Origin of the sequence: Micropruina sp., from assembly GCF_047602385.1 — a bacterium.
GTDB lineage: Bacteria > Actinomycetota > Actinomycetes > Propionibacteriales > Propionibacteriaceae > Micropruina.
The window spans coordinates 64,895-89,522 of sequence record NZ_JASGHL010000005.1 but is presented as its reverse complement, the minus strand read 5'-3'; the positions used below and the strand labels follow the sequence as shown (position 1 = coordinate 89,522).

Genomic DNA, 24,628 nt, shown 5'->3' with positions numbered 1-24,628 from the left:
CCCAGGTGCTGGACGGTGGACCGGCCGGCACCCTGTGGCCGGGCGGTACGGCGTCCGCGAGGGCTCGATAGGATCGCCAGCGATGAGTGCCCCTGCCGCCGATGCCGACGACCGCTATCCCGGTCAGACCCTCGGCCTGCCCGAGTCCGGACGTGGTGCGCTGGCGAGCTGGCGGGCCCGGATCGCCGCGCTGATCATCGACTGGGCGGCTTCGATGGCGCTCGCCGTGATCCTTTTCGGCACCGGTGTGCTGCGCGATCCGGGCTGGCGCGGCTGGATGATCATGGCGGTCTTCTTCGTGCAGTCCTCGGTGCTCACCGCGCTGGCCGGCGGCAGCTTCGGCCACATCCTGGCCAAGATCGGGGTGGCCCGGGTGGACGGGCGCCCGATCGGCGTCCTGCGGGCCATCGCCCGGCAGGCGATGATCTGCCTGGTGTTGCCGACGATCGTGATCGGCGCCGAGCGGCGGGCGCTGAACGACCTGGCCCTCGGCACCGTGGTGATCAACCGACGCTGACCGGCTGCGGCGGTGTGGCACCAGCTGTCTTCAGTAACGATCCGGCAACCGTTCTCGCCGATTTGATTGCGACCCCCCAGGCCAGCTACTAGCTTGGTCGAAGCTCACCCAAATCGGACGGGCCCCTGCAGTGCGGCACCCACAAGGGCCGGCAGTCCCCGCCGACCGAGACCTGGAGGAACATTGGGCACCAAGAAATGGGTCGCTGGCGCCGCAGGCGTTGTCGCAAGCGTCCTCGCGCTGTCAGCCTGCACACCGCCGACCACAAGTCCGAGTCAGTCAGCACCGGCCGCTACGAGTGTTTCGGTCATGTGGAACCAGCCCTTCTACACCGTGAACCAGTACTCGTCATCTGGTAACAACGTGGTGAGTGCCAATATCGGCTACCTGATCACCGACACGATCACGTATTACGGCGAAGGCCTGAAGCTCGAGAACAACAAGAGCTTCGCCACCTACGAGAAGCTGAGCGACAACCCGCTCAAAGTGAAGGTGACGCTGGCGGATACGGCGATGTGGTCCGACGGTGTCCCGGTGACGGCCGCCGACCTGGTGCTCTACTGGGCCACCTACAGCGGTGCCTTCAACACTCTGAGCGAGACCGACGTGAAGAAGGACGCCGATACCGGCGCAGTCACGTCGACCAACAAGGGCAGCGACGTCTACTTCGACCAGACGGGAATTCCGGCCGCCTCGTTGATCAAGGAGTTCCCGGTCATCGGCGATAATGGAAAGTCCCTCACCTACACCTACAGCAAGCCGTTCGCCGACTGGGAGAAGAGCCTTCTCACGGCCGGTCTACCTGCGCACGTGGTGGGTACCCGGGCGCTTGGTGAAGCAGATGCCACCAAGGCTGCCGACGACGTGGTGAAAGCGTTCCAGAACAAGGACAATGCCTCGCTCTCGAAGATCTCCAACGTCTGGAACAAGGACTGGAACTTCAAGAACAAGCCGGCCGATGCGAATCTGCTGGTCTCCTGTGGTCCCTACGTGATCGCCGACGCCGTTGCCGACCAGTACGTCACACTGAAGCGGAACCCGAACTACAAGGGCGAGCACAGGCCGGCGATCGACACCGTCACCGTTCGCTTCAATGAGGACCCGATGGCTGCCGTGCAGGCACTCCAGAACAACGAGGTCCAGCTGATCGCACCGCAGGTCACCGAGGACGCCTACAACGCCGCCAAGGCCCTGTCGAACGTGACCACCGTCACCGGCGTCGAGAGCAGCTACGAGCACATCGACCTGTCGGTGGCCAGCGGAGGTGCCTTCGATCCGAAGACCTACGGAGGCGACGCGGCCAAGGCGCTCAAGGTCAAGCAGGCCTTCCTGCACACGATTCCTCGGCAGAAGATCGTCGACACACTGGTCAAGCCGGTCAACCCCGACGCGGCGGTACGCAACGCCTTCAACGCGGTACCGGGCGCACCGAACTACGACGCCGTGACCGCCGCGAACGGGATGGGCACCACCTACGGCGACGTGGACCTCGAAAAGGCCAAGTCGCTGCTCGCTGAGGCCGGGGCGAAGAACCCGACCGTGCGGATCATGTTCGCCAAGCAGAACGTGCGCCGGCAAGGAGAGTTCCGGCTGATCAAGGAGTCTGCCGAGCAGGCCGGCTTCAAGATCGTCGACAGCTCCAGTGACGACTGGTCGACGCTGGTGTTCACGGCTCCCGACAAGTACGACGTGGCGTTCTTCGCCTGGGCCGCCAACAGCACTGGCGTGACCGACAACGCTCCGCAGTACCTGTCCAAGAAGGCGGGCGGTTCCAACAACCCGTACGGCTTCACCAACAAGGAGATCGACGCCCTTTACGATCAGTTGCAGATCGAGACCGACCCCGCCAAGCAGGACGAAATCCTGAAGCAGGTCGATAAGCTGCTGGTTGACAATGCATTCGGGCTCACCATCTTCCAGTTCCCGAGCATGTCTTCGTTCTCGAACAAGCTGACCGGCGTCAAGCCGATCACCCTGACCCCGACCATCTTCTGGAACTTCTGGGAGTGGAAGGTCAGCTGATCAGCAGGTCTCGGCGAGAGCCGAGTTTGCTCTAAACCCTCGGCGCGTGGGGAGTCGGAACCTCCGGCTCCCCACCGCTGGAATTCTTAGTTCTCATTCGTAAGGGGAAGGGTGATCCATGGTCAGATTCTTGGCGCGACGCTTGGGTCTCGGCGTAGGCATCCTGGTGGTGCTCTCGGTAATCATGTACGCCATGCTCGACCTGGCGATGGACCCGCTGGACGACCTGCGCACGAGCACCGCGCTCAACAAGGAAGCAGCGATAGACGCCCGAATTCATGCGTTGCATCTCGATCAGCCCTGGTTCAATCGCTATCTCTTGTGGCTGCGCCAGTTCGTGACCGGTGATCTGGGCACAGCATGGCGAACCCAGGAGTCGGTGAACAGGCTGCTGGGCGGGGCGATCTTCACCACCATTCAGCTGGTGCTCGCGGCCACCTTGATCGCGATCGCACTCGGCGTTCTGGTCGGCATCATCAGCGCACTTCGTCAGTACACGGCCTTCGACTACGCGATCACGTTCGTCTCGTTCGTGCTCTACTCGCTGCCGGTCTTCTGGGTGGCCGTGCTGCTCAAGCAGTTCTTGGCCATCGGCGTGAATGATTTCCTCAACAGTCCCTCGATAAATTGGTTCCTGGTCGCCCTGGTTTCGGTGGTCGCCGGGCTCTTCTGGGCGGGAGCATTGGGCGGCGGACTCAAGCGTGGCCTGATCATCTTCGCGGCGGCCGCCGGAGTCACGTTCGGAACCTCCGCATTCGTACTGGGGTCAGGATGGCTGCAGCAACCATCGCTGGGGGTCGTCGGCGTCGGCGTCCTCGGTATCGCGATCGCGCTGGCCGTGACCGCCATCTTCGCCGGAATGAGCAACCGGCGGGCGCTGTACTCGGCGCTGACCACCGCGGTCGTGGGCATCGTCAGCTATATCGCGATCCAATGGTTGTTCTACTACGTGCCGATGAACTGGGGCTGGTTGTTCGCCCTGTTGCTGGTCGCGGTCGGCGTCGGCGTACTGGTCGGCTGGCTGTTCGGCGGACCTGACCGGGCAGTCTCGATGCGCGGAGCGGCGGTGACGGCGCTGCTGATGGCCGCCCTGACATTCGTCGACCGGGTGATGCAGGGCTGGCAGCAGTACTTCGATCATCCGAGCATCAAGGGCCGTCCGATAGCGACGATCGGCGCCGGGACCCCCGGTTTCGAGGGAGATTTCTGGCTGCAGCAGTTGGACAGGTTCACCCACCTGCTGCTGCCCACCATCGCCCTTGTGCTGATCTCGTTCGCGTCCTACACGCGCTACCAGCGCGGCTCGATGCTTGAGGTACTCGGCCAGGACTACATCCGGACGGCTCGGGCCAAGGGCCTCAGCGAACGCATCGTGGTCGTCCGCCACGCCTTGCGCAATGCTCTGCTGCCGTTGGCTTCGGTCGTCCCGGTTGATGTGATCACCCTGATCGGTGGAGCCGTGATCACCGAGACGATCTTCGGGTGGTCGGGTATGGGTCGATTGTTCGTGGTCTCGTTGCGGCAGAGCGAGGTGGACCCGGTGATGGCCTACGTCATGATCACCGGGGCGCTCGCGATCGTCGCGAACCTTGTCGCCGACTACCTGTATGCATTGCTTGACCCGAGGATTCAGGTGGCAGCATGAGCAACGACGAGAAGTTCCCCAACGAAGATCTCGAGAGCGTCGCACCTGAGGCGCCGCCGGTGCTGGGCGGCCCGATCGATGACAGCTCCACCGATACCGCCGGCCGAGGCGAGGGTGTCGGCGAGGCACGCGAGGTGCAGGGGCTGACCCAAGGGCAGATCGTGCTGGCCCGGTTCGTCCGGCACCGGGGTGCGATGGCGGGGGTGATCATCCTGCTCCTGGTCTGCCTGCTGTCCTTCACCGCGATGGGCATCGGACCGATCCGCGGCTGGTGGAAGTATCAGGACTACCTGGCGTCGGGAACACCGGTCAACGGTGGGGCCCCGACGCTCTCCCTGCCGCAGTGGTTGGGTGGTCCGGGCTTCGCGATCGGCGACCATCCGTTCGGGCAGGATTCGCTCGGGTCGGACAACTTCGCGCTGGTGATGAAGGGCGTGCAGACGTCCATGTTCGTGATGATCGTGATGGGTCTGGTCGCCTTGGTGATCGGCGTTCTCGTCGGTGCGCTCACCGGCTACTACCGCAGCTGGGTCGATCAGTCCCTGATGCGCCTGACCGACCTCGTCATCACCCTGCCGGTGATCGTGCTCGGCGCTGTGCTGGGCCGGTTGGTCAACACCCTTCCGGTGAAGATGGGCGCCTCGCAGGACGTGGTCGATTCGTTGACCGCGAACATGCCGCTGCTGCTTGCCATCGCCCTCGGATTGATCCTGTGGCCAAGCCTGGCTCGACTGGTTCGTGGCGAGTTCCTGACCCTGCGGGAACGTGAGTTCGTGGATTCCGCCCGGGTCGCGGGGGCATCCGACTGGCGCATCATCATCAAACACATGCTGCCGAACTCCATCGGCGTGATCATCGTGAATACGACATTGCTGATGTCGGCGGCGGTCGTGCTCGAGACAGCGCTCAGCTACCTGGGATTCGGCATCAACCGGCCCAATATTTCGCTCGGCTTTCTGATCAACACCTACCAGGGCGCCTTCGCTACTCGCCCGTGGCTGTTCTGGTGGCCCGGCCTGTTCATCATTCTGATCGCGCTCAGCGTCAACTTCATCGGTGACGGCTTGCGCGATGCGTTCGACCCGCGAACCAGGAAGATCCCGTCCCAGCGGCAGATGGACAAGGCGACCGCTCTGTTGACGAGGGAGGACGTGAAGTGAGCGCCAAGGAACCCAGGGTGGCCAATCAAGGAATCGCCGGCGCGGAGCGCCTCTCTAAGCAGATCGGCGGCGCGGTCAAACGAGGGGACACGGTCTTGGAGGTCCGGGACCTCGGGGTCCGGTTCTGGGTGAGCGACGGCTGGTTCACCGCCGCCCAGGGTCTGACCTACGACCTGAAGGCGGGCGAGGTGCTCGCCATCGTGGGTGAGTCCGGGTCGGGAAAGACCCAGTCGGCGATGAGCCTGATCGGGCTACTGCCGAAGAACGGTCGCGCGACCGGTTCGGCGAAGCTCAAGGGGACCGAACTGATCGGCATGTCGTTGCGACAGTTGCAGCATGTCCGCGGCAATGACATCTCGGTCATCTTCCAGGAACCGATGACCGCCCTCAACCCGGTCTACACGGTCGGCTTTCAGATCGTCGAGACGCTGCGGACCCACTTCCTGATGCAGCCCGCCCAGGCGAAGGCACGGGCCATCGACCTGATGCGGCTGGTCGAGATCCCCAATCCCGAGGACAGCTTCGAGAAGTACCCGCACCAGCTCTCCGGCGGCCAGCGACAACGGATCATGATCGCCCAGGCGCTGGCCTGTGACCCGGGCCTGCTGATCGCGGACGAGCCGACCACGGCGCTGGACGTCACCGTGCAGGGCGAGATCCTGAAGCTGATGCGCGACCTGCGCGAGCGGGTCACCGCCGCGATCATCCTGATCACCCACGACATGGGTGTGGTCGCCGATATGGCGGACCGGATCGTGGTGATGAAGGACGGCCAGGTCGTCGAGCACGGGACGTCCGACGAGATCTTCAACCGTCCGCAGCATCCCTACACCAAGCAGCTGCTCGCCTCGGTGCCGCACCTCGGATCGGCCACCGCGGAAGAGGAGTTGCCGCACGCCAGGCTGACCCTGGTCGCCGAGGGCGAGCAAACCGGCGTCCCGCTGCTGGAGGCGACATCGGCGGCGACTCCGGCGATGCTGATGGAGGATGTGGCGATCGAGTACCCCAAGCAGGGGCGGCGTCCGGCGTTCCGAGCCGCGCACCACATCAACCTCCGGGTGGATCCGGGTGAGGTGATCGGCCTGGTCGGCGAATCCGGATCGGGCAAGACCACCATCGGACGCGCCGCCGTGGCGCTGCTGCCCGTGGTCGAGGGCCGGCTGAGCATCAACGGGCGCGACATCACCAACGCCAAGCCGGGGGAGCTGAAGCCGTTCCGCAAGGAGGTCGGCATCGTCTTCCAGGACCCGGGATCGTCGCTCAACCCGCGGCTGCCGGTCGGTGAGTCGATCGGCGAGCCGATCATGCTGCACTTGGGCCTCAAGGGAGCCGAGCTGTCCAAGCGGGTGGAGAACCTGCTGGAGAGCGTCCAGCTCCCGCGGGCGATGCGCAACCGCTACCCGCACGAGCTTTCCGGCGGGCAGCGGCAGCGGATCGGCATCGCCCGGGCGTTGGCGCTGCAGCCCAAGCTGCTGATCGCCGACGAGCCGACCTCGGCGCTGGACGTCTCGGTGCAGGCCCGGGTGCTGCGGCTCTTCCAGGATCTGCAGGCCGAGTACGGGTTCGCCTGCATGTTCATCAGTCACGACCTGGCCGTGGTCGAGATGCTCAGCCAGCGGATCGCGGTGATGCGACACGGGTACCTGGTCGAAGTCGGTCCCACCAAGGAGATCGTCACCGATCCGCAGCATCCGTACACGCGGCGGTTGCTGGCGGCGGTGCCGGTGCCGGATCCGGCAGAGCAGCGTCGTCGGCGCGAGTTGCGCGACGCGATCATCGAGCGGGAGCACATCGTCTCGTAACGGGCGTCGATCGAGCCTGTCGAGATCCGTGGTTTCGACAAGCTCAACCAACGGCTCGATCGACAGGGGGGCTCAACCAACGGTCGGCTCGACGGGTCGACCGACGGACGAGCAACGACGAATAGCTGAACATTCTTCGTTTTCCTGGTCGGGCCGGGCTGGAGTTCGCCAGGATTGCCTCATGGTCGAACTCATCGGCGCGGGCAAGCGCATCGGCATCCTCACCAGCGGCGGCGACGCCCAGGGCATGAACGCGGCGGTGCGCGCCGTCGTCCGGACCGCGATCTCGCTGGGCGCCGAGGTCTACGCGATCTTCGAGGGCTACCAGGGCATGATCGACGGTGGCGACGGCATCCGCCGCTTCGGCTGGGACGACGTGGGCAACGTGCTGCATCGCGGCGGCACCGTGATCGGCACCTTCCGCAGCAGGCAGTTCCGGGAGCGCGACGGACGGCGGGTCGCCGCCCGCAACCTGCTGGCGGCCGGGATCGACCGGCTGGTGGTGATCGGTGGCGACGGCAGCCTCTCCGGCCTGGACGCCTTCCGCACCGAATGGCCCGAGTTGCTGGCCGAGTTGGTGGCCGCCGGTGATCTCGACCAGGCGACGGCCGATGCGCACCCGGCGCTGATGATCGCCGGACTGGTCGGCTCGATCGACAACGACCTGGTCGGCACCGATATGACCATCGGTGCCGACACCGCGCTGCACCGGATCGTCTCGGCGATCGACGACCTGGCCAGCACCGCGGCCAGCCATCAGCGCAGCTTCGTCGTCGAGGTGATGGGACGGCACTGCGGCTACCTGGCGTTGATGGCCGCGGTGGCCGGTGGCTGTGACTACGTGCTCACCCCCGAGAACCCGCCGGCCGACGGCTGGGAGGACCGGATGTGCGCCGAGTTGCGGCGCGGTCGCAAGGCCGGACGCCGCGACTCGATCGTGCTGGTCGCCGAGGGTGCCACCGACCGTTCCGGTGCCCCGATCACGTCCGAACAGGTCCGGGGCATCATCGAAGAGCGGCTCGGCGAGGACACCCGGGTGACCATCCTCGGCCATGTTCAGCGCGGCGGCACCCCGAGCGCGTTCGACCGCTGGTGCTCCACCTGGCTCGGCTACGAAGCCGCCCGCGCACTGCTCACCGCGGACGCCGGCAGTCCCGGCCGGGTGTACGGATTCCGCGGCAACCGGGTGGCGGCGGTCGACCTGATGGAGGCCGTCCGGAACACCCGCGAGGTCCCGGCGCTGATCGAGGCCGGCGACTACGACGCGGCGATGGCCAAGCGGGGTGGCTCCTTCGTCGGCATGACCAGGCTCTTCGCCGAGTTGGCCGAGCCGTCCCGGGTGGCCGCCGGTGACGACGCGCGGCGGATCGGCATCATCCACGCCGGCGGGCTCGCCCCCGGGATGAACACCGCGGCGCGGGCGGCGGTGCGGCTGGGGATCAGCCGCGGCCACACCATGCTCGGCATTCGTGACGGCTTCCCGGGCCTGCGGGACGGCCGGGTCGGCGAGCTGACCTGGGGCGATGTGGAGGCCTGGACGGCGGACGGCGGTGCGAACCTGGGACTGCGCCGCACAGTGCCGCCGGTCGAGGAGCTGTACAGCATCAGCCGCCAGCTCGAGGACCACCGGATCGACGCGCTGCTGGTGATCGGCGGCTGGAACGCCTACCAGGCGGCCCACCGGCTGCACGAGGAGCGGGAACGCTACCCGGCCTTCCGGATCCCGACGGTGTGCGTGCCGGCGTCCATCGACAACAATCTGCCCGGCTCCGAGCTGGCGATCGGCGCCGACACGGCTTTGAACGTGATCGTCGAGGCGATCGACCGGATCAAGCTGTCGGCGTCGGCCACCAAGCGGTCTTACGTGGTCGAGACGATGGGCCGCTACTGCGGCTACCTGGCGCTGATGGGCGGCCTCGCCGGCGGCGCCGAGCGGGTCTACCTGCACGAAGAGGGGATCAGCCTCGACCAGCTCAACGACGACGTGAAGTGGCTGCGCCGGTCGTTCGCCGCCGGCCGGTCGCTGTTCCTGGCTGTGCGCAACGAGCGGGCCAACGAGCACTACACGACCGACTTCATCGCCGGCCTGCTGGAGGAGGAGGGTCGCGGGCTGTACGACGTGCGCCAAGGGGTGCTCGGGCATCAGCAGCAGGGCGGCTCGCCGACCCCGTTCGACCGGCTGCTGGCCACCCGGCTGGTCGGCTATGCGCTCGACCTGATCTCCACCGAGCTCACCGCGGACGCCGACGGCAGCTACCTGGTCGGGCTGACCGAGTCCCAGATCACCCAGGTGCCGATGGCGTCCATGATGGGGCTGATGGACCGCAACTTCCGCCGTCCGAAGCACCCCTGGTGGATGCAGCTGCGCGACGTCTCCCGCGCGGTCGCCGAGGGACCCGAGAACGCCCGCGCCTGAAGCCCGTGCCGCTTGGGCTACCGGCTCAGCCGATAGCGCAGGTGCAACACCCGATCGCCGTGAATGATCTCGTCCGGCCCCGCCAGCAGGTGCTGGGCCCGGACCGGACCGAAGTATCGCTTGCCGGAGCCGAAGACGACGGGTACCACGTCCATCCGGACCTCGTCGACCAAGCCGGCGGCAAATACCTGGCCGCCGACGTCGCCGGCGGAGACCTCGACGACGCGGCCGCCGGCAAGCTCACGGGCCTTGGCCACGGCTGCCTCGACGCCGTCGACGAAGTGGAACGGGGCCTCGGGATGCCAGCCCTCGGGCCGGCCGCGGTGAGTCACGACGACGACGTGGTCGACCCCCGCCGGAGGCGTCCCGTCCCAGCCGTCGGTGAGATCGAAGACGTGGCGCCCGACGATCGTCACCGCGATCTGATCCCAGTACGGCCGGATGTAGTCGTAGGACGCCTGCGACACCTTCAGCACCCCGCTGTCGTCCAACGGCACCTCGCCACCGAGCAACCAGTCGAACAGCGGTCCCGGCTGGTCGTCCTGGTCGGCGATGAACCCGTCGACCGAGACCGAGGCATAGATGACCACCTTGCCCATAACGTCCTCCTCTGCTTAGGACTTCACGCCAGCCCGGATGGACTTAGACCACGATCCGGGGGATCTCGCCGGTGATCTCGGGCAACGGTGCGCGGAGCAGCGCGGTGCTCTGCGGACCGAGTTCCACCTCGCCCGAGTAGGTCAGGACGGCCTCGCCGAAGCGGGCCAACAGCTCGGAACCGTCCGGTACCGGCAGTCGTCCGGGGGTGTCGGCGAGGTTGGCGAGCACTTCGATGGTGCCGCGGCGGACCAGCAGCAGATCGCCGCTGCGAGCCACCGCGCCGTCGCCGAGCGCCGCCCCGCGCACCGTTGGCAGTTCCCGCCGTAGTCGCAGCAGGGTTCTGTACCAGTCCAGGAACTCCTGCCGCTCGGGATCTCCGAGATCGGCCCAGTTCAGCGTGGACGCCTCCACGGTGCCGGGATCCTGCGGATCCGGGACGTTGCCGGACCAGCCGTGCTCGGCGAACTCGGCCTGCCGTCCGGTCCGGATCGACTCGGCGAGCCACTCCTCTTCGTGGTCGGTGAAGTACTGCCACGGGGTGGAGGCGTCGAACTCCTCGCCCATGAACAGCATCGGGGTGTACGGCGAAGTCAGCAGCAGCGCGGCGCCGATCGCGGCCCGGCCGCGTCCGGCCAGGTGCGAGAGCCGCTCACCGGTGGCCCGGTTGCCGACCTGGTCGTGGGTCTGCAGCGAGGCGACGAACCGCCAGCCGGGGGTGATCGCGGGCTCGATCGGACGCCCGTGCCGGCGTCCGCGGAAGCTGGAATGGACGCCGTCGTGGAAGAACGGGGTGTGCGCCAGCACCTTCGGCAACGCCTGCGGATCGGCGAAGTCGGCGTAGTAGCCCTGGGTCTCACCGGTCAGCAGCACGTGCAGCGTGTGATGGACGTCGTCGGCCCATTGGCCGTCCAGGCCCTGGCCGCCGGCCCCACCGGATCCGCGCGCGGCCACCGTCCGCGGATCGTTGCGGTCGGACTCGGCCACCAGCACCCGCGGAATGCCGGTGGCGGTGCCGAGGTCTTCGGCGAGTGCCGCCAGCTCCTCCAGCAGGTGGATCGCGGACTCGTCGTGCAGCGCGTGCACGGCGTCGAGTCGCAGGCCGTCCAGGTGGTAGTCGAGGAACCACTGCCGGACGTTGTCGACGAAGTAGGCCCGTACCTCGTCGCTGCCCGGGCCGTCCAGGTTGACCGCGACGCCCCACGGCGTCTGGTGCCGGTCGGTGAAGTACGGCCCGAACTGCGGCAGGTAGTTCCCGACCGGTCCGAGATGGTTGTAGACCACGTCGAGCCAGACCGCGAGACCGCGGGCGTGTGCGGCGTCGACGAAGCGTTGCAGCCCGGTGGGGCCGCCGTACGGCTCGTGCACCGAGTAGATCGCGACGCCGTCGTAGCCCCACCCGTTCTGGCCGGGGAACGACGCCACCGGCATCACCTCCACGACATCGACGCCGAGGTCGACCAGATGATCGAGCCGTTCGATGGCGCCGTCGAAGGTGCCGGCGGCGGTGAAGGTGCCGACATGCAGTTCGTAGATCACCGAGCCCTTCAGCGGACAGCCCTTCCAACCGTCGTCGGTCCAGCTGAACCGGGCCGGGTCGACCAGTGCGCTGGCGGCATGGACGCCGTCCGGAAGCCGGCGGCCACGCGGGTCGGGCAGCGGATCGCCGCCGTCCAGCGAGAACGCATAGCGGCCGTCGCCGGGCTCGGCGTCCACCGACCACCAGCCGTCACCCTCGGGTGCCATCGGCTCGATCCGGTCACCGTCGACGCCGAGATGCACGTCCACCCGCTCGGCTTCGGGCGCCCAGACCGCATAACGCTCGCGCATCAGGCCTCCCGCACCAGGACCGAGACCGGCAGGACAGCGAACAGGCTGCCCGTGCCGCTGCGCTGCGGTTCGCCGGTGAACACGTCCCGCCAAGTGCCCTCGGGCAACGGCACCGATGCCGGGACCGGCACCCGGGGCAATCGGCGAACGACGACCAGCAGGTCCGATCCGCGGGCGAAGCCGAGCAGGCCGTCGCCGAGCTCCAGCGGCCGGTAGCCGGCGGCGAAATCGTCGGGCCGCTCGCGCCGCAGCCGCAACGTCCGGGACGTGACCAGCAGCTTCTCGGCGGCCAGGTCGAGGCCGTCGGTGGGAGCGGCGTCCAGGGCTTCGAGCCGGGCGGCGTGGACGGCGAAGTCGACCCCGCTGCGGTTGTCCGGGTCGACCAGGGTGAAGCTCAGCGACTCGGTGCCCTGATAGCTGTCCGGGACGCCGGGCAGGGTCAGCTGCAGCAGCTTCTGCGCCAGTGTGACGATCCGGATCGCTTCGGCGTTGGCGCGGGTGGCCTCGTCGATCGCCGCGCCGAGGGGGCCGCCGGCCAGCACCGCGCGACCCAGCGCCAGCACGCGCTCCTCGTAGTCAGCATCGGGTTGCAACCAGCTGGTGCGTTGCTTGCCCTCGCGCAGCGCCTTGGTCAGGTAGGCGTCCAGCCGGTCCGGGGTCAGCCCGGGCGTGCCGGCGACGGTCTGCCAGACCAGGTGACCGGTGGCCGCGTCGACGCCGTGCCGGACGGCCTCGCCGGCGCCCAGGTTGGCGATCCGCTGCCAGGAGGCGGAGTCGCCGGCCAGCGCCAGCAGCCGCGCCCGGACGTCCTCGCTGCGCTTGGTGTCGTGGGTGGAGAGCGTGGTCATGCCGAGCGGCCAGCGGTTCGCCTGATGGGTGGCCCAGTCATGCAGGGCGGCCACCCCGGGATGTTCCCCGTGGGCGGGGTCGCCGCCCACCTCGTTGAGTGCGACCAGCCGGTGCCAGCGGTAGAAAGCGGTGTCCTCGATGCCCTTGGCCATCACCGGGCCGGTGGTCTGCTGGAACCGGACGCACAGATCGCGGGCCGCCGCCGCGTCCCCGGGCGCGGTGTCGGGTTGCTCCAGGATCCCCGCCACGAGCACGGCGACGTCGGCGAGATCGGGACGGTCGGCCCGCACCCGCTCCAGCGCTCGGTACAGCGGTGCGACCAGTTCCGGATCGGACGGCGTCCCCGGTGTCACGTAGGCGCGGTAGACGTGCAGCTGGACCAGCAGCTCCGACAGTGCCGCCCGCAGCCGGGCCGGGTCGAGGTGCGGCAACGCCGCCACCGCGGCCCGTTGCAGCCGGTTCAGTTCGGGTTGCAGCAGTTGGGCCAGCACCTGCCGCTTGGCCGCCTCGATGCTGGCCGACAGCACCGGCTCGCCACCGGTGGCCGTCCAGGTCTCGGTCACGGTGGTCACGCCCGCCGGGTCGACCAGCGCGGCGTCGATCACCGCGGCCGCGTCGTAGCCGGTGCTGCCGTGGCAGTCCCAGGACGGCAGCCGCTCGACGCCTTCGAGGATCTTCTCGACCCAGATCGGGGTGCCCGGACGGCAGGCCGCAGCCAAAGCGGTCAGGTAGCCCTCCGGGTCGGCCAGGCCGTCTGGGTGATCGATGCGGAATCCGTCGATCACCCCGGCGCGATGCAGCTCCAGCAGCAGCGCGTGGGTGGCGTCGAAGACGTCCGGCTGCTCGACCCGGACCGCGACCAGCTGGTCCACCTCGAAGAACCGCCGGTAGTTCAGCACCTCGGCCGCCTCGGTGTGCGAGGCGAGCAGCCAGTGCTGGGCGTCCAGCACCTCGGTCAGATCGGAGGTGTCCGGGCCGTCCGGGCGCAGCGGCAGCACGTGCTCGTAGTAGCGCAGCACCGGCTGGCCCGCGGCCGGCCCCTCATCGTCGCGACCGACGTCGAGGTGCAGCTGATCGAGGGTGTCGGCGAGCCGGCCGCCCAGGATCGGCAGCCCGAATCGTCCGTCCAGGTGGTCCCAGTCGACGTCGAACCAGTGCGCGAACGCCGACGCACGGCCGTTGCGCAGCACGTCCCACAGCGGCGCGTTGCGCCACTGTCCCTCGACCAGCGCCATGTGGTTGGGCACCACGTCGACCACGATGCCGAGACCGTGCGCGTGGCAGGCGTCGGCGAGCCGCTGAAGGGCTTCCCGGCCGCCCAGCTCAGGGTTGATCGCGGTGTGGTCGAGGACGTCGTAGCCGTGCTGCGAGCCGGGCACCGCGGTCAGGACCGGAGCCAGGTAGAGGTGACTGGCGCCCAGTTGGGCCAGGTACGGGACTGCCGCGGCGGCGTCGTCGAGGGTGAAACCGCGGTGCAGCTGGAGGCGATAGGTTGCCGTGAACGGTGCGGCTGAGGAGGTCACCCGGATCATTCTGGCAAGCCGTCGGCCCTGTCCGCATCCCCGCGAAGGCTGAGCCCTCGATCGGCGCCGGCCAGGTGCTGGACGGCAGCGCGTCCTGGTGCCGCGCGATCCCTTCACCGACCCCACGCCCGCGCCGAGGTCACCGGCGGTTGCCACCGATCAGCCGTGCCAGGCACCAGCTGAGCGCGATCGCGCCGGCGGTCAGGAACACCGTCCGGAGGCCGTTGGCCAGCAGCAGGCTGTCGATCGTCGCGGCGTCCTGACCGATCCGGTCCAGCGCGTCGTGCAGCGGGATGGCCCACAGCACCGTGCTGAGCAGCGAACCGGCCCCGGTGAGTGCGACCACCCAGGCGGTGGCTCGGGACACCCCGTCCGGCCTGGTGAAGGGCAGTGCCGCGCAGGCCAGGAAGGTCAGGAAGCCCGGAACGATCACCACCCACAGGATCGCGTCGTTGTAGGCGAGGTGATAGCCGGGGAACTCGGCTGCGGTCGGCACCCGGAACAGGGGATAGGAGACGAACTGGGCCTGCCAGGAGAGGCCGGTGGAGTAGGCCGCCAAGGCGGCGGTGGCGACCAGGTACCAGGTGCGCCAGCCGGTCGTGGCCGCCGCCGTGGCGACGTCCGGACGGCTGATCGTGGCGTGTCGAGTCATGAGTGGAGTCCTTTCGTGCGAGTATTCGATGGATACAGTATCAATCGATTTGAGAGATAGTCAAATGAAATCTGAGCGGCGACCGTACGCCAGCCCGACCCGGGACCACCAGGCCCGCTCCACCCGGGCCGGCATCCTCGGTGCGGCCGCCGAACTCTTCGTCGATCCGGGGTACGGGCGGGCCAGCGTGGCCGCGGTGGCCCGGCGGGCCGGGGTGACCTCGCAGACCGTTTACAACGCCTTCGGCTCGAAGCAGGCGTTGCTCAAGGCCGTCTACGACTCGACCCTGGCCGGTGACGACGACCCGCTGCCGCTGGCCCAGCGGCCGGAGATGCTCGCCCTGTCACAGCTCAGCGATCCGGTCGGCTTCATCCGCGGCTACGCGGCGCTCGGCCGACGGGTGCTTGAGCGCGTGGGGCCGCTGATACTCCAGATCGCTGTCGGGGCCGCCGCTGGTGACCAGGATCTGGTGGAACACCGGCGGACCACCGACTCCGAGCGGCTGACCGGGGTGGGGTTCATGGTGCGCCGGGTCGCCGAGCTCGACGCACTGGCACCCGGGCTTGCCTTCGAGGTGGCACGCGACCGGGTCTGGACACTGAACAGCGCCGAGGTGTGGCATCTGCTGACGACGGTTCGCGGCTGGGGCGGGGATGCCTACCAGGACTGGATCGGCGATCAGATGTGTGCGGCGATCCTGGATCCGCGGCTGGCCCGCTGAGGCGTCCGGCCGAGGAAGTCGTGCGGGGCACCGGTCGTCGTCGCCGTACCCTTGGCCGGTGGGATTTCTGCTCGGCGCCGAGGCATTGCATCTGGAGTATCCGACTCGGGTCGTCTTCGACTCGGTCACCCTCGGGGTCAACGACGGTGACCGGATCGGTGTGGTCGGCCGCAACGGCGACGGCAAGTCGTCGCTGGTCGGGCTGCTGGCCGGTGCGATCCAGCCCAGCGCCGGACTGGTGCGGCGGCGGGGCGGAGTCCGGATGGGAGTGCTCAGCCAGGCCGACACGCTGCCGGCCGGGGTGACCGTGCGGCAGGCGATCGTGGGCGAGGCGCCCGACCACGTCTGGGCGTCCGACCCGAAGATCCGGGACGTGCTCGCCGGGCTGGTCGCCGATCTCGACTTCGACGCAAGCGTGGACGCGCTCAGCGGCGGGCAGCGCCGGCGGGTCGCGCTGGCGGAACTGCTGGTCGGCGATTGGGACGTTGTCGCGCTCGACGAGCCCACCAACCACCTCGACGTCGAGGGGATCACCTGGCTGGCCGGGCATCTGAACAACCGCTGGCCGCGCAACGCCGGCGGGCTATTGCTGGTCACCCACGACCGCTGGTTCCTGGACGAGGTCGCGACCGCCACCTGGGAGGTGCATGACCAGATCGTCGAGCCGTTCGAGGGCGGCTACGCGGCGTACGTGCTGCAGCGGGTGGAACGTGACCGGCAGGCGGCCGCGGTCGAGGCCAAGCGGCAGAACCTGATGCGCAAGGAGCTGGCCTGGCTGCGCCGTGGCGCCCCGGCCCGGACGTCCAAACCGAAGTTCCGGATCGACGCCGCCAACCAGCTGATCGAGGACGTGCCGCCGCCGCGGGACCGGCTGGAGTTGAGCCGGCTGGCCACGGCCCGGCTCGGCAAGGACGTGGTCGACCTGATCGACGCCGGCGTCCGGTTCGGCGACCACGAGGTGCTGCGCGGCATCGAGTGGCGGATCGCGCCCGGTGAGCGGACCGCGATCCTGGGCGCCAACGGGGCCGGGAAATCGACCCTGCTGGGTTTGGTCGCCGGTACGGTGCAGGCGACTTCCGGCCGCGTCAAGCGCGGCAAGACCGTGAAGCTGGCGGTGCTCGATCAGCAATTCGACGCGCTGGACGAGATTGCCGGCGACCGGGTGCGCGAAGTGCTGGCCCGGACTCGGACCAGCTATCTGATCGACGGTCGCGAACTCACTCCCGCGCAGTTGCTGGAGCGGCTGGGGTTCGCCCGCGAGCACCTGTCGGCCCGGGTGGGGGAGCTGTCCGGCGGTCAGAAGCGGCGGCTGCAATTACTGCTGGTGCTGCTCTCGGAGCCGAACGTGCTGATCCTCGACGAGCCGTCCAATGACGTGGATACCGACATGCTGGCAGCGATGGAGGACCTGCTCGACTCCTGGCCAGGCACGTTGTTGGTGGTCTCACACGACCGCTATCTGGTGGAGCGGGTGACCGATCAGCAGTACGCCATCGTGGACGGGCAGCTGCGGCACCTACCCGGTGGAGTGGACGAGTACCTGCGGCTGAGAGCCGCGCAGGCGGCGTCCGGACCCACTGGCGAGGGGGCTTCGACAGGCTCGACCGGCGGTGACTCGGCCAGCAGCGGAGCGGCGGAACTGTCGGGTGCGGAACTGCGCGCGTTGCAGAAGGAAGTGGCGTCGGTGGAGCGCCGGATCGCCAAGCTGACCGACGAGATTCATCGTGCGCAGGCCGCGTTGGCCGAGCACGACCACACCGACTACACCGGGCTGGCCGCCAAGACGGCCGCGATCGAGGCGAAGCAGGCCCAGGTCGGCGACCTCGAGGAACGCTGGCTGGAGTTGTCCGAGCAGGCCGGGTAACTGCTGGCTCGCTCGGGCGAGTTATCCACAGATTTCGCCAGCCCTCTGCCTCAGATCGGTTCCCGTCGGTTGAATCGAGGTCGTGGGTGAGAGGGGCGATTACCATGACTGCAATGACCACCGAGGCGCGCAGCTTCTTGCCCCATGGGCGAGAGTTGACGCGCGCGGATCTCGACCGGCTGCCCGATGACGGGCATCGCTATGAACTCATCGATGGGGTACTGGTCGTGACGCCGGCACCGAGAATCTCCCATCAGGCGATCGCCGGGAACCTGTACCTGCTGCTGCGCGTCGCGGCACCCGCCGGTCTGGCCGTGTTGTTCGCTCCGGTCGACGTGGTGCTGGCTGAGAACACTGTCCTGCAGCCCGACCTGGTGGTGGCGCCGAAGGATGCCTTCACCGAAAGGGAGCTTCCGGTGGCGCCGCTGCTGGCAGTCGAGGTGTTGTCGCCGTCAACGCGCGGCATCGATCTCTTGCTGAAGAAGGAACGGCTCGAGCGTGCGGGCTGCCAGCACTACTGGGTCGTCGACCCAGAGCTGCCTTCGATCACGGCGTGGCGGCTGACGGACGGCACCTACCAGCAGGTCGCCCAGGTGGTCGGTGCCGAGTCCTTCGAGGTCGACGCGCCATTCGCCGTGCGCTTCGCGCCGGCCTCCCTGGTCGGGTGACCAGGCGCAGATCTCGGCTGGGACGAGCTTGTCGAGAACCTGGATTCTTCGCGCTGACAAGGGTTTCGACAGGCTCAACCAATGGCGGGGTTGGCTTCCTACTCGGCCAGGCGCAGCAGGATCACGCTGTCGTCGAGCGTCGCCGCTGTGCCGTCCGGGCCGGTGGCCGGACGGGAGCGCACCTCGGCGAGTTCCGTCGTCCACTCGGCGGGATCCAGGGCCAGCGCCTCGACCTCCTCGGCGGGGGCGAGGAGGTGGTGGTGATGGTCGGGCAGCCGTTCGGACCACGGAGGCGCCGCGGCGTGCGAGACCACCAGCAGGTGGCCGCCGGGGCGGACGTAGCCGGCTGCCTTGCGTAGTGCCGAGGTTCGGTCGAAGGCGACCGGTGAGTGCAGGAAGCTGGCTGTGACCAGGTCATACGCGTCGTCGGTCGCCCAGTCAGCGAGGTCTGCCGCGACGAAACGGACGCCGTCCGGCGCCAGCCCGGCCTTCGCGGCGGCCTCGGTGGCCCGTCCGATGGCGGTCGGTGAGATGTCGACGCCGGTGACCCGCCAGCCCTGCTGGGCCAGCCAGATGGCGTCCGCGCCTTCACCGCAGCCGAACTCCAGTGCCGTGCCGGCCGGCAGGGTGGCGGCCACCGAGGCGAAGCTCTGGTTGACCCGTCCCGACCAGACCGCGTCCGAGCCGGCGTAGCGCTCTTCCCAGAAGTCGACCGGGGCGACCCCGGGCCAGTCGCTGTGGACGGCCGCGTCGAAGTCCCAGCCGGCCAGGGCACCGTTCAGGGCCGCGCCGGCCATCGTGCCGGCGCCGATCGACATCGGCACGTTCGCCATCGGGCTGGCCACGTTGCCGGCCGCCCAGATCCGCTCGTTGCTGGTCTTCCCGGCAGGGTCGACGGCCAGGAAGCTGCCGAACGGGGTCTCGGTGCGGGCCAGTTCGAGGTACGCCAGGAAGTCCTCGTGGGTGCGCGGCCGCCCGGCGGTGAACAGCGCGTCGATGGGGTGGCTGCCGCCGTCCGCGGTGCGTACGGCCTCGATGACTTCGCCCTCGCCGGCGATCTCGGTAACCGCCGCATCGACCAGCCGGACGCCGCGGGCGCGCAACCGGTGTCGGGTGGCGTCCGGCACCTCGATGCCGGCGGTGAACACCGTCACCTGGTCGCTCAGCTGCCGCAGCAACTCGGCCTGGTGGATCGCCAGGGGTGAGGTGAGCAGCACGCCGAGCCGGAGATCGCGGACCTCCCAGCCGTGGCAGTACGGACAGTGCAGCACCGTGGTTCCCCAGCGCTGTGCCAGCCCGGGAATCGGTGGCAGTTCGTCGGTGAGGCCGGTGGCGACCAGCACCGCGCGCGCCTCATGCGTCGTGCCGTCGGACGCCTCGACCCGGACGCCGTGCTCGGTGAGGTCCACCCGGGCGACCGAGCCTTCGATCACCTGGACGCCGTACTCGGCCACCTCGGCGCGGCCACGGACCAGCAGGTCGGCCGGATCGACACCCTCGTTGCCGAGCACGCCGTGCATATGCGTCGCGAACCGGTTGCGCGGGCTACCGGCGTCGATCACCAGCACCCGGCGCCGCGACCGGCCCAACATCAAAGCGGCGGCCAGCCCGGCCGGGCCACCACCGATCACCACCACGTCCCACTCGGAATCCGTCATGCCGCCATCGTTGTCCGAGGGTGGCATAGTTGCAAATGAGTTTGCTGAATATGCAAGGAGGGGCGATGGTGGACCTGCTCGACCAGGTGGGAATCCGGCTCCGTGCGGCACGCAAAGCACGTGGTTGGACGCTGGACGAACTGGCGGCACGGGCGTCGGTCTCGGCCAGCACGCTGTCCCGCCTGGAATCCGGCAAGCGGCAGGCCACCCTGGAGTTGCTGGTGCCGCTGACCAGGCAGCTCGGCATCCGGGTGGACGACCTGCTGGCCGACGAGGCGCCCGACCCGCGGGTGCGGCGTCCGGCCATCCGCCGCGACGGCATGCTGATCGTCCCGCTGGCTCCCGAGGGTTCGCCGATCCACACCTACAAGATCACCTATCCGCCGACGAAACAGTGCGACGAGTTGAAGGTGCACGAGGGCTACGAGTGGCTCTACGTGCTGTCCGGACGCCTCCGGCTGCGGCTCGGCGAGCAGGACCTGGTGCTGACCAGGGGAGAAGCCGCCGAGTTCGACACCCGCACCCCGCACGCGATGAGCGCCGCCGGTGGCCGTCCGGCCCAGGTGATCAGCATCTTCAACGAGACCGGCATGCGCATGCACACCCACTCGGAGTCAGAGATCGGGTAGTGGGAAGCGCTGAGCGACTTATGGACGCGCTGATTGATCCGGGGTCCGCTGGTTGATCCCGTCGAAACCCGTTGCCAGAGAGGTCTCGACACGCTCGACCAACGATGATCAGCGCATCCTTGATCCGCTGGTTGAGCTTGTCGAAACCTATACCGTCCCCAGTTCGGGCCTCGACACGCTCGACCAGCGAGGATCAGCCCGGCTGGCGTCGGACACGGGCCAACGCGTCGGCGGCGCGGACCAGGGCCAGGTGCGAGAACGCCTGGGGGAAATTGCCGACCTGCCGGTCCTCGACCGGGTCGTACTCCTCGGCGAGCAGGCCGACATCGTTGGCGAACGAGCACAGCCGCGCCATCAGGGCCTGCGCGTCGTCGAGGCGTCCGGTGGCCGCGTACTGCTCGACCAGCCAGAACGAGCAGGCCAGGAACGGGTGCTCGGCGCCCGGCAGGCCGTCGACACCGGTGGCCGTCCGGTAGCGCAGCACCAGCCCGTCGCGGACCAGGGTCTGCTCGATCCGGGCCACGGTGGCGAGCATCCGCGGGTCGTCGGGTGCGCAGAAGCCGACCTGCGGAAGCAGCAGCAGCGAGGCGTCCACCTCGTCGGTGCCGTAGTGCTGGACGAAGTGGCCGTTCGCCACGCCGCCGGCGTCGATCTCGTCGCGTAGCCGTTGCCGCAGGTCTCGCCAGCGTTCCACCGGTCCTTCCAGGCCGTGCTCCTCGACCGCCCGGACGGCACGGTCGAACGCCGCCCAGATCATCACCCGGGAGTGGGTGAAGTGCTGCGGCTCGCTGCGGATCTCCCACATCCCGTTGTCAGGTCGCTCGAGGTGTTCGGACGCGTAGCGCACCAGATGCCGCTCCAACGGCCACGAGAAGGCCGACTCGGTCAGCCCGGCCTGCCGCGCGCTCGACAACGTGACCAGCACCTCGCCGACCACGTCGGCCTGGTACTGCAGGGCGGCGCCGTTGCCGATCCGGACCGGACGCGACCCCGCATAGCCGGCCAGGTGCGGCAGTTCGACCTCGGGCAGGTTCCGCTCGCCGGCCAGGCCGTACATGATCTGCAGGTCGGCCGGGTCGCCGGCGACAGCGCGCAGCAGCCAGGTCCGCCACTGCTCGGCCAGCGCCAGGAAGCCGTGCGCCAGCAGCGCCTCCAGGGTGAGCGCCGCGTCCCGCAGCCAGACGTACCGGTAGTCCCAGTTCCGCACCCCGCCGAAATCCTCCGGCAGGGACGTCGTGGCGGCCGCCGCGATCCCGCCGGTCTCGTGATTGGTCAGCGCCCGCAGCACCAGCAGCGACCGCACCACCTCGACCCCGTGCACGCCGCCGGGCTCGATCCGGTCCGCCCAGGACTGCCACCACTCGCGGGTCTCGCGCAGCGCACGGTCCACGTCCAGGGCGTCCGGCACCTGATGGAACGAAGGGAACCAGGTCAGCACCAGATCGACGCCGGCCTCAGCCGTCACCTCGAACGAGGCGGTGTGCCGGTGGTCGTGGGCACTCAGCCGGAGTCCGCGCAGCACCACCGCGTCCGGACCCGCGGTCGCGATCAGTTCCGGCGCCGTGGTGCTGCCCGTCTGGCGCACCCACGGCAACGCCCGGCCATAGTCGAACCGCACCCGCAGATCCAGCTCGAACGCCACCGTGCCGGAGATTCCGATCACCCGGCGGACCAGGTCGGTGCGTTCCACCTGCGCCCGCGGCTCCGGGCCGACCGGCATGAAGTCATGCACCTCGGCCACTCCGGACGCGGTCTGCCACCGGGTGACCAGGATGAAGGTGTCGCCGTCGTAGCGGCGTTCCGGCCGGGCATCGGCATCGGTCGGCCGCAGCCGCCAGCCGCCGTCGTCGGCGTCCCCGAGCAGCGCGGCGAAGGCAGAGGCCGAATCCAGCCGGGGCAGGCACAGCCAATCGATCGAGCCGTCGCGGGCGACCAGCGCGGCCGTCCGGCAGTTGCTGAGCAGCGCGAAGTCTTCGATGGGCGTCACCATTGGGCGATCCTGGCAGCATCGCAGCCATCCGGCATCGGCCGACGGTCGCTTGTGTCGAATCGCTGCAAAGCCGAGAAAGTTCAGGTAGCTTAACTTTCGTGTCGACGACGACCCGGACTTCTCCGCCGCCCACCCGCCGGCCCGCGCGCTGGCTGCTCGGGCCTGCCTTCGTCGCCGCGATCGCCTACGTCGACCCGGGCAACGTCGCCGCCAACCTGACCGCCGGAGCCCAGTACGGCTACCTGCTGGTCTGGGTATTGATCGCGGCCAACGCGATGGCGGTGCTGATCCAGTACCTGTCCGCGAAGCTCGGCCTGGTCACTGGACGCAGCCTGCCCGAACTGCTCGGCGAACGGCTCGGACGCGGGCCGCGGCTGCTGTACTGGGCGCAAGCCGAGTTGGTGGCGGCCGCCACCGACCTCGCCGAGGTGATCGGCGGTGCGTTGGCGCTGTACATCCTTTTCGGGGTGCCGCTGCCGTTGGGCGGGCTGATCGTCGGGCTGGTGTCGATGGCGCTGCTGGCGGTCCAGTCGCGGCGCGGACAGCGTCCGTTCGAGTTCGTGGTGATGGGTCTGCTCGCGGTGATCACGATCGGCTTCGGGGCCGGCCTGGTGGTCAGCAATGTCGACTGGGCAGCGACCGCCGCAGGCATCGTGCCCCGCTTCGAGGGCACCCAGACCGTGCTGCTCGCCGCCGGCATGCTCGGTGCGACGGTGATGCCGCACGCCATCTACCTGCACTCGTCGCTGGCCCGGGACCGGCACGGCGTCCAGTCGGAGGCGGGTCTGCCGCGGCTGCTGCGAGCCACCCGCTGGGACGTCGGATTGTCGCTGCTGGTGGCCGGGACGGTGAACGTGGCGATGCTGCTACTGGCCGCAGCCAGCCTGAACGGCGTCGCGGGCACCGACAGCATCGAGGGTGCGCACGCCGCCATCTCGTCCGCGCTCGGCCCGGCGATCGGGGTGGTGTTCGGCATCGGCCTGCTGGCCTCGGGCCTGGCCTCCACCTCGGTCGGCTGCTACGCCGGGGCGTCCATCATGTCGGGGCTGCTGCGGGTGCGGATCCCGCTGCTGGTCCGCCGGGCGATCACCCTGGTGCCGGCGCTGGTCGTGCTCGCCGTCGGGCTGGATCCGACCTGGGCGCTGGTGCTCAGCCAGGTGCTGTTGTCGGTGGGCATCCCGTTCGCCGCGATCCCGCTGGTGGCGCTGACCGGCGACCGGCGGCTGATGGGGCGGTTCGCCAACGGGCCCCGGCTGCGGATCGTCGCCTGGACGGTCGTCGCCCTGATCGTGGCCCTCAACCTCGCGTTGCTCGTGCTTACCCTGGTGGGATGAACGCGGACGGGATGAGCGGGGTGGACGGCGTCGAGCGGTTGACCCCGGTCGCCCAGGATTACCTGAAGGTGATCTGGTCGGCCACCGAATGGGGCGACCCGCCGATCACCACCAAGGGCCTGGCGACCCGGCTCGGCACCACTCAGGCGAATGTGTCCGACACCGTGAAGCGGCTCGCCGCGCAGGGGCTGGTGACCTATGAGTCCTACCGCCCGGTGCAACTGACCGACGAGGGCGTCCGGCTGGCGGTCGCGATGGTCCGTCGGCACCGGCTGATCGAGGCGTTCCTGGTCGGCGTCCTGGACTACGGCTGGGACGAGGTGCACGACGAGGCCGAGGCGCTGGAGCATGCGGCGTCCGACACCTTGATCGATCGGATCGATGCGTTGCTGGGCCACCCGGTCGCCGATCCGCACGGCGACCCGATCCCGGCCGCCGACGGCAGCCTGCGCCGCCCGAAAGCCGTCCGGCTGCGCGAGACCAGCGGGCTGCGGCGGATCGTCCGGGTCTCCGACGCCGACCCCGAGGTGCTGGCCCGGTGCGGCGCCCTCGGCATCGTCCCGGACGCCGTGGTGGACGCGGGCAGCACCCCGCCGGAGCTCGCCGCCTCGGTCTGGGTCGCCCCGGACCGGGCCTCCACCGGCGGAACGGTCCGGCCTGCCGAGTAGCGCGTCCACAGCTGAAGGGCATCCCGAAGCCTCCGACGCCACCTTGACCGCGCCGATCTACGCCGCCCCGATCAGCTGGGGAC

The 24,628-nt window shown here is 69.0% G+C and carries 18 protein-coding genes; 12 read left to right on the top strand and 6 right to left on the bottom strand.

Translation table 11 applies throughout. The annotated features are described in order from the left end of the window. Positions 1-82: 82 nt before the first annotated feature. The 6 genes from QM711_RS15940 (at position 83) to QM711_RS15915 (ending at position 9,562) form a co-directional block, all read left to right on the top strand. Positions 83-517: an RDD family protein gene (locus QM711_RS15940; protein WP_415101101.1), complete on the top strand. Its 435-nt coding sequence runs from the start codon at positions 83-85 to the stop codon at positions 515-517. Between the two features lie 93 nt (positions 518-610). Next, complete coding sequence (locus tag QM711_RS15935) at positions 611-2,539, top strand: ABC transporter family substrate-binding protein (RefSeq protein WP_415101099.1); 1,929 nt, start codon at positions 611-613, stop codon at positions 2,537-2,539. Positions 2,540-2,657: 118 nt separating this feature from the next. Further along, the gene (locus tag QM711_RS15930; protein WP_415101097.1) at positions 2,658-4,184 is read left to right on the top strand and encodes an ABC transporter permease; all 1,527 of its coding nucleotides are present in this window, start codon (positions 2,658-2,660) and stop codon (positions 4,182-4,184) included. Continuing rightward, positions 4,181-5,344: an ABC transporter permease gene (locus QM711_RS15925; protein WP_415101095.1), complete on the top strand. Its 1,164-nt coding sequence runs from the start codon at positions 4,181-4,183 to the stop codon at positions 5,342-5,344. Before QM711_RS15930 ends, QM711_RS15925 begins: the two co-directional genes overlap by 4 nt. Then, positions 5,341-7,146, top strand: coding sequence for an ABC transporter ATP-binding protein (locus tag QM711_RS15920; protein ID WP_415101093.1), 1,806 nt, complete (start codon positions 5,341-5,343; stop codon positions 7,144-7,146). The genes QM711_RS15925 and QM711_RS15920 overlap by 4 nt, the downstream gene beginning before the upstream one ends. Before the next feature lie 181 nt (positions 7,147-7,327). Continuing rightward, the gene (locus tag QM711_RS15915; RefSeq protein WP_415101091.1) at positions 7,328-9,562 is read left to right on the top strand and encodes a 6-phosphofructokinase; all 2,235 of its coding nucleotides are present in this window, start codon (positions 7,328-7,330) and stop codon (positions 9,560-9,562) included. Positions 9,563-9,579: 17 nt separating this feature from the next. Here QM711_RS15915 and QM711_RS15910 read toward each other — a convergent pair whose 3' ends face one another. The 4 genes from QM711_RS15910 to QM711_RS15895 form a co-directional block, all read right to left on the bottom strand. Next, positions 9,580-10,161: a dihydrofolate reductase family protein gene (locus QM711_RS15910; protein WP_415101089.1), complete on the bottom strand. Its 582-nt coding sequence runs from the start codon at positions 10,159-10,161 to the stop codon at positions 9,580-9,582. 43 nt (positions 10,162-10,204) lie between these two features. Beyond that, the gene (gene treZ, locus QM711_RS15905) at positions 10,205-11,989 is read right to left on the bottom strand and encodes a malto-oligosyltrehalose trehalohydrolase (protein ID WP_415101087.1); all 1,785 of its coding nucleotides are present in this window, start codon (positions 11,987-11,989) and stop codon (positions 10,205-10,207) included. Next, positions 11,989-14,361 (bottom strand): malto-oligosyltrehalose synthase, encoded by a 2,373-nt coding sequence (gene treY / locus QM711_RS15900; RefSeq protein ID WP_415101085.1) that lies wholly within the window; start codon positions 14,359-14,361, stop codon positions 11,989-11,991. Before treY ends, treZ begins: the two co-directional genes overlap by 1 nt. Positions 14,362-14,500: 139 nt before the next feature. Continuing rightward, complete coding sequence (locus QM711_RS15895; protein WP_415101083.1) at positions 14,501-15,013, bottom strand: hypothetical protein; 513 nt, start codon at positions 15,011-15,013, stop codon at positions 14,501-14,503. A gap of 64 nt (positions 15,014-15,077) precedes the next feature. Here QM711_RS15895 and QM711_RS15890 point away from each other — a divergent pair, with 64 nt between their 5' ends. From QM711_RS15890 to QM711_RS15880, 3 genes are all read left to right on the top strand, one after another. Further along, positions 15,078-15,734 carry a TetR/AcrR family transcriptional regulator gene (locus QM711_RS15890; RefSeq protein WP_415101081.1) on the top strand — a complete coding sequence of 219 codons (657 nt, stop codon included), beginning with the start codon at positions 15,078-15,080 and terminating at the stop codon, positions 15,732-15,734. A 58-nt stretch (positions 15,735-15,792) separates the two neighbouring features. Further along, positions 15,793-17,598: an ABC-F family ATP-binding cassette domain-containing protein gene (locus QM711_RS15885; RefSeq protein WP_415101079.1), complete on the top strand. Its 1,806-nt coding sequence runs from the start codon at positions 15,793-15,795 to the stop codon at positions 17,596-17,598. Between the two features lie 113 nt (positions 17,599-17,711). Further along, positions 17,712-18,266, top strand: a complete 555-nt coding sequence (locus QM711_RS15880) for a Uma2 family endonuclease (protein WP_415101077.1) — start codon at positions 17,712-17,714, stop codon at positions 18,264-18,266. 98 nt (positions 18,267-18,364) lie between these two features. Here the strand turns inward: QM711_RS15880 and QM711_RS15875 are convergent, their stop codons facing one another. After that, entirely contained in the window at positions 18,365-19,924 is a 1,560-nt protein-coding gene (locus QM711_RS15875) for an FAD-dependent oxidoreductase (RefSeq protein ID WP_415101075.1), read from the bottom strand. A gap of 65 nt (positions 19,925-19,989) precedes the next feature. On the opposite strand from QM711_RS15875, the gene QM711_RS15870 reads away from it, so the two are divergent. Continuing rightward, on the top strand, positions 19,990-20,553 hold the full coding sequence (locus QM711_RS15870; RefSeq protein WP_415101073.1) for a helix-turn-helix domain-containing protein: 564 nt from the start codon (positions 19,990-19,992) through the stop codon (positions 20,551-20,553). Between the two features lie 193 nt (positions 20,554-20,746). Here the strand turns inward: QM711_RS15870 and QM711_RS15865 are convergent, their stop codons facing one another. Then, positions 20,747-22,543: a glycoside hydrolase family 15 protein gene (locus tag QM711_RS15865; RefSeq protein WP_415101071.1), complete on the bottom strand. Its 1,797-nt coding sequence runs from the start codon at positions 22,541-22,543 to the stop codon at positions 20,747-20,749. Between the two features lie 98 nt (positions 22,544-22,641). Here QM711_RS15865 and QM711_RS15860 point away from each other — a divergent pair, with 98 nt between their 5' ends. After that, positions 22,642-23,877, top strand: a complete 1,236-nt coding sequence (locus QM711_RS15860) for an Nramp family divalent metal transporter (protein WP_415101069.1) — start codon at positions 22,642-22,644, stop codon at positions 23,875-23,877. Continuing rightward, positions 23,874-24,545 (top strand): iron dependent repressor, metal binding and dimerization domain protein, encoded by a 672-nt coding sequence (locus tag QM711_RS15855; protein ID WP_415101067.1) that lies wholly within the window; start codon positions 23,874-23,876, stop codon positions 24,543-24,545. The genes QM711_RS15860 and QM711_RS15855 overlap by 4 nt, the downstream gene beginning before the upstream one ends. Positions 24,546-24,628 lie beyond the last annotated feature (83 nt).